Genomic DNA, 11,789 nt, shown 5'->3' with positions numbered 1-11,789 from the left:
CCTTAATCGGAGAACTAATAAACTATTTTAGATATGGGAAACCCTACTGGATTTTTAAACATCAATAGAAACCTGCCTGAGGACCGGCATCCGATAATCAGAGTGGGCGACTGGAAAGAAGTTCACACCGAGATGGCGGTGAGTGATATTCAATCACAAGCCTCTCGTTGTATGGATTGTGGCGTGCCATTTTGTATGGCAGCTGAATCTGATCAAGGTCCTGGCATTGCTGGTTGTCCGGTTAACAACTTGATTCCGGAATGGAATGATTTGGTTTACCGCGGTCTCTGGAAAGATGCTTTGGCTCGCTTGTTGAAGACCAATAACTTTCCTGAGTTCACCGGACGTGTATGTCCTGCACCTTGTGAAAGTTCCTGTGTGTTGGGGATCAATGCTCCCCCGGTAACCATCAAACACCACGAGGTATCTATCATTGATCGTGGTTTTGAAATGGGTTGGGTAACTCCTAATCCTCCAGAAGAGCGGACGGGTAAAATGGTGGCCGTAATTGGATCAGGTCCCGCGGGTCTTGCTTGTGCAGCTCAGTTGAATTCTGCCGGGCACACAGTAACCGTCTACGAGCGTGCGGATCGCCCGGGTGGATTGCTTATGTATGGCATTCCTAATATGAAATTGGAGAAGCACGTTGTAGAGCGCCGCATCAAGTTGATGGAAGACGAGGGCGTGACCTTTGTTTGTAATACAACGATCGGGAAAGACATCGCTGCCGACAAACTGAAAGAAGGTTTTGATACGGTTGTGATCTGCACGGGTGCCACGGTGCCACGCGACCTCCCAGTTGAGGGTCGTGAGCTTAAAGGTGTTCATTTCGCGATGGAGTTCCTGGGGGCGAATACAAAAAGCCTCATGGATAGTGAGCTTGAGGACGGAAACTATATTTCAGCCAATGGAAAACATGTCGTCGTAATTGGCGGCGGTGATACCGGTACCGACTGCGTGGGTACATCTTTGCGCCATGGTTGCGAGCATGTCCAACAGCTCGAGATCATGCCTCAACCGGCCAATTCCAGAACAGCTGGAAACCCTTGGCCGCAGTACTCGCGGGTATTGAAAGTCGACTATGGACAAGAAGAAGCGATCGCCATCCAAGGTGACGATCCTCGTTCTTATCTGGTGACTACCAAGAAGTTTGTCGGTGATGAAGATGGGAACGTGAAGGAACTTCACACCTGTCAGATCGAGTGGCAAAAACAGGATGACGGTCGGATGATTCCGGTGGATGTTCCTGGCTCAGAGAAGGTCATCGAAGCTGACCTTGTTCTTTTGGCGATGGGTTTTCTAGGACCTGAAGGCGGTGTGCTGGATCAACTCGGTGTTGAGAAAGATCCACGCTCCAATGCACAAGCTGAATACGGAAAGTATGCTACCAATGTAGAGGGTGTATTTGCTGCTGGTGATGCACGACGTGGGCAAAGCCTGATCGTCTGGGCCATCAATGAAGGTCGTGGAGCTGCACAAGCTGTAGATGCATACTTGATGGGTAAGAGCTATCTTCCTCGCTAAGTATTGATTTAATAATTTTGAGAGCTGGTATCTTTTAAAGGTAACAGCTTTTTTTTTATGGTACAAAGAGTAAATAGAATAGCAGGAAGGCGATACCTCCAGCTAATCCAGCGAGCATTCTCATGTGTTTGCGTCTCTTGAGTCCAAACAAGGGGTAAAGTCCTGTAAGTGAAGCGATAATCATTACCAGGGCAGATGTATCAATGACGGCTGACCAAACTACACCTGTATCTCGCCCCTTGTGCAGATCATTCATCAGGCTCATGAATCCCAAAGTTGATTCGGTAAGTTCATAGCTTCCGTTTTCGCGTTCAACTGTCCCGTATGTAGTATAGGCAAGACCATTGAACCCTATCATTAGCTGGCATTCGTCTCCACTGAATTCACTCACTAATCCCCTTATTTTATGGGTGCTTCTAAAGTATTCTACGATCTCCAGTTTGTTAACGCCCTTAGTGTAGTCATCCAGTTCTGTTGGGTCGTTAGGACTTATCCATTCCTCGGGAAGTGTTCCGCTATATTCATTTATGGTTTCATGGTCGAAGAATAACCAATCCGGATGATTTACGGTGATGCCGGTGATTGAAAAAAATAACAGTGCCACCAATCCAAGCATGGAAAGATACACATGAAGCCAGCGTGCCAGCCATGACAAATGGTGAGTTGAGCGTTTGCGTGGATCTGATTGCATGGTATGCTCCTTCATTCTCATTTGATACCTACTCCTTACTTGGGCCGTATTTCAAATGAAGGTTGGTGATCTCTATATTTCCTTTTAATGGTCTTTCAAAGGCAGTTTCACTCGCTTAAAAGGTTTCGCGAATTAGTTGGTGGGTCCCATGTTCTCGGACCGCTGCAATAAGGAGTGTGTAGTTGCCTGGTGGTGACCGGTCTCCATAATCATTTGTACCATCCCAGGTGAGCCTATAGTTTCCTGGCCTTCTGGTGACTCGTGTGAGCGTGTGGACCGTTTTTTGCTCAAGACCTTGGGTTCGATTCCAGCGAGTCAGTTTTGATATCCATTTTGAGACTCTTTCCATCCATAAACAGAGTGTTTTTTCAACCTGGCCCGTTTCGTTTTCTATCCAAACAGCCACGTAGGGTCGGAGGTATCTTCGGCCGCCGGGACGGTTGATTTCAAAGTTCAGTTCAAGGGGATATAGGCCATCCCATGATTCTTTTGCAGCCGTCTCGTCTTTTACGATTTGGAAGCGGCTAAACCCTGAGCTTTTTCGAACTTGTTCATCTCTGCAGACGAGCAGGCATTCTGTGTCTGGAAGGCTTTCGATGAGTTGGATTCCTTCTTCAGGTGTTAAAACCATGAGCGAAGTGGAAAGAACATCGGCTTGTATTGCTGAATCAGATAGAACAGTTGTGCTGAGGATTTCATTCGAAGCCGGATAACCTGTCCTTGGATCTAAGATGTGAGAATAATGAGTGTCTTGAATGTTATACCCACGTTCATAGTTGGCACTGGTAGCGACGGCATGATCCCAAAGGATGAGTTGAGTCAGAGGTGGGGCATTTTCGGCTGATGCAAGAGGATCTGTAATGCCGACAGTCTTTTCGATGGTTCCCATAATGCGTAAATCTCCACCAATAGACAGTAGAACTCCTTCGATGTCTTCTGAAGATTCCAGAGCTGCTTCGCAGGATTTGTCTATGATGTAGCCTTTGGCAATCGCGTTTAGATTCAAGTCAATCGCTCTGTTCAGTGTCACCATTTCATAGGCTCCATCAATCTCCCAGGCAGAGCTCTGTATCTTTGAATGAGCCCTTTGAAGGACTAAAGGATCGGGCATTTTCTCATTCAGAGCAGCGGTTTCCCAGATCTTTGAAAGGGTTCCTATTTGTGGATTAAATACACCGTTTGTTCTTATTGACCACCAGTCGCAAGCCACGAGTAATTCGATAATTTCTTTAGGTATATGCCAGGGGGAACCTTTGGGCATATTGAGCCACCGGTTGATTTCACTTTGAGGATCGTAGGTACTCAATATCGACAACAGGCGATCGATTTCAGCGAGAGTTGAATTCTTTGCATTCTCCGCATCCGCTTTGAGTTTAGTTTCGACAATGAGCTCACAGGAGGTACCTAAAACGTCTTCATAGTGAAAGGTGTAAGTTCCTGCTCCAGATGGTGTATTCCATCCTATTGCTAACCCGGTTAAATAGAGAAAGAAGGGCACGCTTCTTCAGCGTGGGAGCCTTGTGTTCATAAGGTATCAGCGCGATTGAGATATGTTGGGAATGAAATCATTTATTAATAGACGATCAGAAATCCACCTTGGCTCACTTTTTGCTCTTCCTCATGCCAAACACTATAACTTAAGTTCGCCGGATTGCCAGCAGGTTGCCGATTTTGATTCACAAAATGAAGCTATATGGCTCTTTACTTTCTTGAAACTGAGCTGAGTTGCTTGTGAGTGGGTTTCAACCTTGCTCATGACATCTCAACGCTGAGAATATGATCCTTTCAATTTCTTAAGAACCATTCACTAAATGCCATTTGTTAGACTTTCAGGAACTGTCAGCGGTGCCGATGATCCGAATCGGGAGACTCGGGCTCGCATGCTGTATCAGCTATTTGCGAATGGTTGGGATATCTATAATTCCAATGGCGATCAGCGGATCTCGCTATCCAATATCGAGAAGAAGGTGGAGGAATCGGATGCATTTGTCTTTATGCCGGGTGCCTCGATTGAGGATTTGTTCAAAGCCCTTTCCATTTTTGTTGGCTACCAGACGATGGATGAGAATCTGTTGGGGAAGCCGGCGGTCATTTTGAATTCAGATGGTTCTTGGGATGGCCTTTATAAGTTGCTTGATGATCTTCAGTCGTTTGGAGCTATTCATCAAAACGTCCGCGAATTTTTATTGGAATCAAACGATCCAGAAGAAGTGCTGGATGATCTTGAAAAAGTAAGGCGCGATGGGGTTCCTGACGCGGGTCGTGAGAAAATCACCGAGAACAAAAGTGACTCATTTGAAACCCCTGAGCCTGAAGGTCATAGGGGCAATGTGTGTGTCTTTTGTTCTGCCAGCTTGAAAGATCAAGAGTATTTGGATGCTGGGTACAAGATGGGGCAATTGCTTGCCGAGAGCAATCTGGGCTGTGTTTCTGGAGCCGGCACAACCGGAATTATGGGAGCAGTCGTCAAAGGCTCAGTCGAAGCAGGTGGTTGGACTGGGGGTTCTAATGTTCCTCACATCATTGAGTTGGAAGGTTTGCCTGAGGGACTTTCCAGTTTCTGGCTTCGTCCGGATATCTATACGCGGATGGAAGCGATGATTGAGCGTTCCGATGCTTTCGTTATTTTGCCTGGAGGCGCTGGCTCAGTGCAAGAAATGCTGGCTTTGCTGATCTTCAAGCAAATGGACGATAAATTGCTTCGGGGAAAACCTATTATCATATATAACCGACCTGTTAATGGCGCTCAGAGTGGATTCTGGGATGAGTTGATCCAGCTTCTTCACCCTTGGGCTGGCGATGGGTTATTCAAGGTCATTAATGACCTAGATGAGATTGTTCGGCATTTAACTGCCCAGTTAGGCGAAAGAAAGAATCCCGCTACAGAGGTTTGATTCTTCTATTTGGCTAAGGAAATGTTGTGTTTGTAAAACGGAGACGATCATCGAAAGTCTCTACCTGAGTTTTTCGAATTCCTGATAGCCTTCCCAGGCAATACGTTGAAGGTCGGCGCGGTCTCTGTCTGAGAAGACTTTGGTGATGGGTAATCCATCGCGGTCCTTCGTTCTATCGCCTTCGAGGAAACGGATATCAGTGACCTGAGATACGGGTAGCCCTTGAGGCGTTTTATCAAAGATGGCTGCGTAAAGTGTGCAGGCGCTGGTATAGGAAAGCGTCTGGTTCAGGTGCGGATCATTGATAAAACGTAAAGGTAAGCCGGGACGTTGACTTTGTATGCGATGAGCTATCAAAGCCATAGGAGCTGCATCGGCTCCTATTTTATTAGCCAGCCTGGCTATCGATTGAGTTTTCTTTAGAATGGGTGCCTTGTCTGGGGTAGCGGTTATTGCTTCCGCATTCTGTGTTGTAGGTGTAGTTACATAAAGGATGACTCTCGCTCCCTGCTCATTGGCAAGCTTCGCATATCTAGGTGCGTATTGCATGTAGGGTGAGTCATCTCCTTTCAGATCATCACGGTAGGATTGTAGCACAATGATATCCCATTTCTCCCGACTCGGAGGAAAGTTCTTTAATAGTGCTGTCTGTCGTTTAAGGCCTGCCGGTGCATAACGGTCCTTAGGATCGTTAACTGCTTTCTGGAGTTGGTCTACCGTTGATTGAATTTCCTCCTTGGTCACCTTGTGCTGATTAACAATATGTTGCGTGCCCAATCGCCAATGATCTCGTAACGTGCGACCTCCATAAATCACTGATGTAGTCTTGAAGTTCAGACCCGGATTTCCCGCTTCGGCCATCTCCTTTACGACGTCTGCCAGGTTGTGCCGTGCAGTGTAGCTGTTGCCGATGAAGAGCACGTTGAGTTGCTCGGCCTTGGATTGAAAAGGAAGGAGAAGGAACAGACTGAGAAGGTAGAGTGACTTTTTCATAGAGTATTTTTTAACCGCTTACAACTTCGCCAAGTAGGCTTCGATGGACAAGCAAGTACGCTTAATAAAGCAGCGTTGTAATTTTAAGCGTTAAATTAGCGTGATTGAGCGGTTTAAGCGAAGCGCAAATGTATTTCTTCAATTGAGTGGTCCAAACCAAAGCCCATACGCCGTCTCCCCCAGGATTGCTTTCTTCGACGTTTCATCGAGCCCAAGCTCATGGGTAAAGATCTTCAGGTGCTGGGCATAGCTGACCGCAGGTTGGAAGAGCGCTGTTGGAAAGTGACTTCCCCAGACGCAACGCTGCGGGGTAAATGCATCAATCAAGGTTTTGCAGGTATCGTGCATATCGCTGCAGGGGTAGGGCTCTTTCGTTCCAAGAGGGATCAAAGTCAGCTTGGCATACACGTTTGGCAACCTGGCTAAATCAAGGCACGCTCTCAAGGTGACGTCGTAAGTGTCTCCCAGTCTGAGTCCCAAACAATGATCCAGCACGACGGGCAGTTTTAGGTGACGTTTTGCCAAGGCTTTTATCTCTTCGTGCTTATCGTGCTTGGTTTGGGGGTTGATGACGATGCCCAGTCGTTCCGCAGTGGACCACAGCTTCTTCACACCGGGATCATCGAAGCTACCGCTTTTTGCCGGCACACTCCGCATGCCACGTACCTGGTATTGAGAAACATAATACTCCAGCATTTCAGGACTATAGGGATTGTCTGGGTCAAGGGTCACGATACCGGCAATAAAGTCCGAATTGTCGCGAGTCGTGTCCGCGGTAAATCGATTGTCCCATTGATAGTAAGAGCTCGGTTGAACGACCGTCACATGACTCACGCCATTGGCTTTCATCTCACGATTCAAGTGAGCTAAGGTGCCGTGGCCTTCAGGCGGACGGTTCGGATTCTCCCGCGGCGGATACTTACTTTCATATTCACCGTAAAGGTGCGCATGGCAATCAACTATGAGGTCGGGTTTTTTGTTATCAGCAAGCAAACGTGTCGAGGTAGACAGTGCCACCGCAGCGAGGCTGGTTGATTGAATGAATCGTCTGCGATTGAAAATCGGGTTATTCATCGGTTCAGGAGAGATGATCCAATACTGGACCGACCAATATCATCCAGACTCAAGGCTCCAGTAGACATCATGGCCAATCGCAATTCCAGTTTTAGCAGTTTCAGAACCCGCTCTACGCCCTCCTGGCCGAACGCTGCCAAACCCCACAGGTAGGTGCGACCAATCCCTACGGTGCTTGCACCTAAGGCAAGGGTCTTATAAATATCGGTACCTCGACGAAAACCGCTGTCGATCATCACGGGAATCTTTCCGTCTATGGCTTTCACCACTTCAGGTAAACTGTCCAAGGTCGCCCAGCCGGTTTCCTGCGCGCGTCCTCCGTGATTGGATACAATAATTCCATCGACTCCGTGTTCTAAGCAGAGCTTGGCATCTTCGTGAGTGACGATCCCTTTGAGCACGATCTTCATCTTCGTTACTTTACGTAACTTGCCGATGATGTCACAGGTCATCTTCGATCGGTATCCACCATCATAGGTATCCAGATTCACATGATCAAACATGGGTCGGTTTTTAAGTCTGTTCTCAGGATCATGGCATTCGAAGCAATTCCTCGTGTCCTTTCGTTCATAGCGAAAGCGCGTCTCGCTGTTTTGCCCTGGAAGATGCTGGTCGACGGTTAGGACCAGGACTGGACTACCTGCAGCTTCGGCTCTGCGAACCATGGACTGTGTGATGTCCCGTCCGTAGGTGTAGAGCTGATACCATACGGGAGCCCCTCGTGCTTTATTGACGTCTTCCACGGAAGAAGTCCCCGCTGTGGATAGTATCTGTAGCTGTTTCTTTTTTTGCCGCTCTGGCCACCGCTATTTCACCTTCCGGATAAAACGCCTTTTGACTGGCTACTGGACAAAGAAAGATGGGGCTTTCCCATTCTGTGCCAAACAAGTTCCGTTTCATGTTTATTTGTGAAACGTCGTTCAGTCTGCGTGGTCGAAGATGATACTTTTTAAAAGCAGCTCGATTGGCCTTTAAGGTGGCATTATCCTCAACGCCGCTGGCGATATATCCCCAATGTGCAGGAGGTAGTTTGGCTTTTGCTACGGACTCAAAATCAAACACATTGATCGCCTCATCGACTGCCTTGATCAGATGCTGGTCGATATCAACATCGGCTGCCGATTGAGCTAGCAGATCCTTAGGGAATCCAGAGGCAGCTAGGAGAGGGCTTGCAGCAAGGAATTTTAAGAATTCGCGGCGACTAGTTGTGGGATCGATTTTGATGATACTCAATTCTAACTACGGATGAAGGCAGATGAAAGACATTTATTTTTAATCTCACTCTTGCATGTCCTGGGCTAGCGCGCTCAAACTAGGGTGTTAATTTTGATCCATTACCCTATGAAAACAAAATACTCCTTATTCGTTACTCTCGTTGTCCTTTGGTTCGGCACTTCACTAGCATCCATCGCAAATATGGAACCCATCCCGCCATTCATGGGTGATTGGCAAGGTGGCTGGGTGAATGCTCCCTCAAAGGATGGCAATGCCAAGAACAACCCTAATCTGGTAGCCCGTGTGATTGGTCTCGGAAACGATACTTACGAGATCCAAATGCTTGAAGAATTCGACAAGCGCGCGGATTTCAAAGTGAAGACCGAGGCAACTTGGAAGAACGGCAAGATGAAGTTCGCGCAGAATGGCTTTGAGGGAGAAATTACCACAGATACGTTCAAGGGGGTTAAAAAGGGAGGGCAATACGACACCCCGTTCTCTCTGGAGCGTGTGCATCGCGCTTCACCTACCTTGGGTAAGAAGGCACCTGCGAATGCGATTGTTCTTTTTGACGGATCAAATCTTGATGCCTGGCAACGGGATAAAGGGGAAGCGCCTACTTGGTTGATCAAGAACGGATACTTCGAGGTATTGCCTAAAAAAGAGAATAATGGTGAGGGTGGATCCATTCGCACCCGCCAAAGTTTTGGTGATGTGAAAGTGCACCTTGAGTTTCGTTTGCCTTATGAGCCGGAGCATCGCGGCCAGAAACGAGCCAACAGTGGATTCTTTGTTCCTGGTGGGTACGAAGTGCAGATTCTGGACAGCTATGGCCTCGGCGGCATGTGGAACGAATGTGGAGCACTCTACAAACAATCACCTCCCAAGGTGAACATGTGCTGGGCCCCTGGCGTGTGGCAGACGTTCGATGTGGAATTCAAGCGGCTCCGTCGTGACTCGGATGGCAACAAAGTAGATGACGCTGTATTCACGGTCTGGCACAACGGCGTGAAGATTCACGACAATTTCCATATCCAAGGAACCACCTCCAATACTCAAAAAGGCCGTGGCATGGCAGAAGCAGGACAGAATGGCGGACTCTCTTTGCAAGATCACAGCAATAAGATTCAGTTCAGAAATATCTGGGTCGTTGAGAAATGACCCATGCATTTCCGCGATTGTGAAGGCGATTGAAACTATGGGAGTAGATGGAGGCTAGCTCAGGGGCATTGAGAGGCTTGGAGCTTGGTTCTCTAAGTCTGGATGGATTTGAGTATGCCTACTCGGTCGGACCAAACAATGGACCACCGCTTGTATTGATGCATGGCCTGTCAGGTAACCAGCGGACGTGGAAGCCGGTGCTGCCTTATCTAACCGATCATTATCAGGTTTATGCCATCGATCAACGTGGGCATGGATTGTCTGGGCACCCTGGAGCTTATGATATTGGTTTAATGACTGAGGATGCGGTTCGATTTATCGAAACGGTGGTTCAGGAAAAAGCCTTCCTGGTCGGTCACTCTATGGGTGCACGCATCGCTTTGTGTTTGGCTGCTGATCGTGGTGATCTGTTGAAAGCGCTTGTCTTGGAAGATCCGCCTCTAGGCTTTGGACCTGCCATTGAGGGACTGAGGGATGTGTTCGAGTTTTGGTTGAACGTGTGCCGCAAAGGGTTGTCTGAGTCGGCTATGGCAAAAGAGATTCTGGAATTCAATGGGGATGGTGATGAAGACCAGGCGGCTTATAAGGCGCAGACTTTGCACCAACTGGATCCGGAAGTGCTCGAATTGGCTTTGCAAAAGCGATTGTGGCCGGGAACTGGCTTTGAAGCGAAGTTTGCAAAGGTTACTTGTCCAGCACTTCTAATGCAATCGGACACGGCCTGTGGTGGAGTTATGGACGAAGACCTGAGCACTTTTTCCGAGCTGCAAGCCGATAACTGGACATGGAAACGTTTTGAAGGTGTAGGGCATAGTATTCACTACGAAATAACTGAGGCATTTTGTGAGTTGGTTGCGAGGTTTTGTAAAGATAAGTGAATTTTAAGAAAGGAATTAACCACTACCAATTGATGATCACAAGAACCCAATGAACACTTCACGAATGAAATGAGAAGGCCTGACAATAGACACGAATACAATGATGGCAGATTTTCAGTCGGATTCACCATTTATTCGTGTACATTGGTGCCCATTTGTGACTAACTTTTTAAAGAGAGAGATATTAGGATTCTGGCTCTGGTGCATCTTTCCTGATACCTATACCCTAAATTTAGGCTCGATCTATGGCCTTGAATTTGAGGCTATAGGAGTATGAAGCTTTTTCTTCTCTTCTCCATCTTCTCTGTATCGGCCTTAACTTTGTCTGCCCGGACGGTGTGGACCGACAAAGGCGTAACCGTGGATCCCTTCAGCGTCGTGTTCGACAAGGAGGGGAGTATGCTAGCCGTGGAATACGTGCGCTCCAATCGCCTGATCAAGGTAGATGAATATGGCCGATCATCGGTGGTTGCCGGTGTGCAATCGACCACCTCTCCCAAGGCGGGAGATCAAGGAGCGAATGATGGCTCTGATCCTTTGAAGGCAAACTTCAATGGGATGCACGATCTGGTGCTTGGAAAGGATGGGAGTATTTATTTAGCGGATACATTCAATGCTCGTGTTAGAAAAATCGACGCTAAGACAGGAAAGATTTCAACCATCATAGGTACTGGTGTTTCAGGGTTTTCGGGAGATGGTGGCCCCGGGAATAAGGCGCAAGTCGCACAAGTACATTCGCCCTGTTTTAATTCAGATTATTCTGTCTTGTATTTTAACGACCTTCCCAATCGACGTATCCGGAAGATGGATATGAAAACCGGAATCATTTCAACGGTAGCCGGCAATGGCGTAAAAGGCGTTCCTGAGGATGACTCTATCGCAACAGAAGCTCCGCTCTTAGATCCACGAGCCGTGCTCTTGGATGAAGACGACAATCTTTACATTTGCTCACGTGGTGGGCACGCACTCCGAGTCGTCGGAAAAGATGGCCGGATTCGAACCGTGATTAATATCGCAGGTACTAAAGGCTATTCGGGAGACGGAGGTCCTGCTATCCACGCGACCATGGATGGTCCAAAACACCTGGCTCTCGATCCGAAAGGGCGTATTTTAATCACTGATACAGAGAATCATGTGATTCGACGTTACGATCCCAAGGCGGGGACCATTGAGTTGGTTGCAGGCGTTCCGCAGGTGAAGGGTCCGGCAACTTCGAGCAATCCGTTAGAAATTGAGCTTGATCGCCCTCATGGCTCACGCGTGCATGAAGGATGGCTGTATATCGCCGACAGTAACAACGATCGCATTATCTGGTTTCCCTATGCTGAAAACTGATTCTTAGGCTAAGTCTGTGGAAAG

Annotated in this window: 9 protein-coding genes and 1 pseudogene; 5 read left to right on the top strand and 5 right to left on the bottom strand. The window is 47.8% G+C overall.

Features of this window, described 5'->3' with window-relative positions:
- Positions 1-33: 33 nt before the first annotated feature.
- A complete protein-coding gene (locus GA003_09545; protein QXD30170.1) occupies positions 34-1,524 on the top strand; it encodes a glutamate synthase subunit beta in 1,491 nt (496 codons plus the stop codon).
- A 55-nt stretch (positions 1,525-1,579) separates the two neighbouring features.
- On the opposite strand, the gene GA003_09540 is transcribed toward GA003_09545, so the two are convergent.
- Positions 1,580-2,215: a PepSY-associated TM helix domain-containing protein gene (locus tag GA003_09540; GenBank protein ID QXD30169.1), complete on the bottom strand. Its 636-nt coding sequence runs from the start codon at positions 2,213-2,215 to the stop codon at positions 1,580-1,582.
- A 115-nt stretch (positions 2,216-2,330) separates the two neighbouring features.
- Complete coding sequence (locus tag GA003_09535) at positions 2,331-3,713, bottom strand: DUF2271 domain-containing protein (GenBank protein ID QXD30168.1); 1,383 nt, start codon at positions 3,711-3,713, stop codon at positions 2,331-2,333.
- A 313-nt stretch (positions 3,714-4,026) separates the two neighbouring features.
- Between GA003_09535 and GA003_09530 the strand changes: the two genes are divergently transcribed.
- Positions 4,027-5,109, top strand: a complete 1,083-nt coding sequence (locus GA003_09530; GenBank protein ID QXD30167.1) for an LOG family protein — start codon at positions 4,027-4,029, stop codon at positions 5,107-5,109.
- A 60-nt stretch (positions 5,110-5,169) separates the two neighbouring features.
- On the opposite strand, the gene GA003_09525 is transcribed toward GA003_09530, so the two are convergent.
- The 3 genes and pseudogenes from GA003_09525 to GA003_09515 all read right to left on the bottom strand — a co-directional run bounded on the left by GA003_09525 (position 5,170) and on the right by GA003_09515 (position 8,409).
- Entirely contained in the window at positions 5,170-6,102 is a 933-nt protein-coding gene (locus tag GA003_09525) for a hypothetical protein (protein QXD30166.1), read from the bottom strand.
- A 138-nt stretch (positions 6,103-6,240) separates the two neighbouring features.
- Positions 6,241-7,176: an amidohydrolase gene (locus tag GA003_09520; protein QXD30165.1), complete on the bottom strand. Its 936-nt coding sequence runs from the start codon at positions 7,174-7,176 to the stop codon at positions 6,241-6,243.
- Positions 7,173-8,409 (bottom strand): annotated as a pseudogene (locus tag GA003_09515) (alpha-hydroxy-acid oxidizing protein). The gene GA003_09520 and the pseudogene GA003_09515 overlap by 4 nt, the downstream one beginning before the upstream one ends.
- 108 nt (positions 8,410-8,517) lie before the next feature.
- Here GA003_09515 and GA003_09510 point away from each other — a divergent pair.
- The 3 genes from GA003_09510 (at position 8,518) to GA003_09500 (ending at position 11,765) form a co-directional block, all read left to right on the top strand.
- Positions 8,518-9,552, top strand: coding sequence for a DUF1080 domain-containing protein (locus GA003_09510; protein QXD30164.1), 1,035 nt, complete (start codon positions 8,518-8,520; stop codon positions 9,550-9,552).
- A gap of 47 nt (positions 9,553-9,599) precedes the next feature.
- Entirely contained in the window at positions 9,600-10,430 is an 831-nt protein-coding gene (locus GA003_09505) for an alpha/beta hydrolase (protein QXD30163.1), read from the top strand.
- Positions 10,431-10,703: 273 nt separating this feature from the next.
- Positions 10,704-11,765 (top strand): hypothetical protein, encoded by a 1,062-nt coding sequence (locus GA003_09500; GenBank protein QXD30162.1) that lies wholly within the window; start codon positions 10,704-10,706, stop codon positions 11,763-11,765.
- The last annotated feature ends 24 nt before the right edge of the window (positions 11,766-11,789 follow it).

Source organism: Opitutia bacterium ISCC 52 (assembly GCA_014529675.2).
Taxonomy (GTDB): Bacteria; Verrucomicrobiota; Verrucomicrobiia; order Opitutales; family UBA2995; genus UBA2995.
This window is presented reverse-complemented; position numbering and strand designations above follow the sequence as displayed.

Excerpts from the sequence above, each read along its gene's own strand:
- GA003_09530 (QXD30167.1), top strand. The coding sequence starts at position 4,027 with ATGCCATTTGTTAGACTTTCAGGAACTGTCAGCGGTGCCGATGATCCG.
- GA003_09505 (QXD30163.1), top strand. The coding sequence starts at position 9,600 with ATGGAGGCTAGCTCAGGGGCATTGAGAGGCTTGGAGCTTGGTTCTCTA.
- GA003_09500 (QXD30162.1), top strand. The coding sequence starts at position 10,704 with ATGAAGCTTTTTCTTCTCTTCTCCATCTTCTCTGTATCGGCCTTAACT.
- GA003_09525 (QXD30166.1), bottom strand. The coding sequence starts at position 6,102 with ATGAAAAAGTCACTCTACCTTCTCAGTCTGTTCCTTCTCCTTCCTTTT.
- GA003_09545 (QXD30170.1), top strand. The coding sequence starts at position 34 with ATGGGAAACCCTACTGGATTTTTAAACATCAATAGAAACCTGCCTGAG.
- GA003_09510 (QXD30164.1), top strand. The coding sequence starts at position 8,518 with ATGAAAACAAAATACTCCTTATTCGTTACTCTCGTTGTCCTTTGGTTC.
- GA003_09520 (QXD30165.1), bottom strand. The coding sequence starts at position 7,176 with ATGAATAACCCGATTTTCAATCGCAGACGATTCATTCAATCAACCAGC.
- GA003_09540 (QXD30169.1), bottom strand. The coding sequence starts at position 2,215 with ATGCAATCAGATCCACGCAAACGCTCAACTCACCATTTGTCATGGCTG.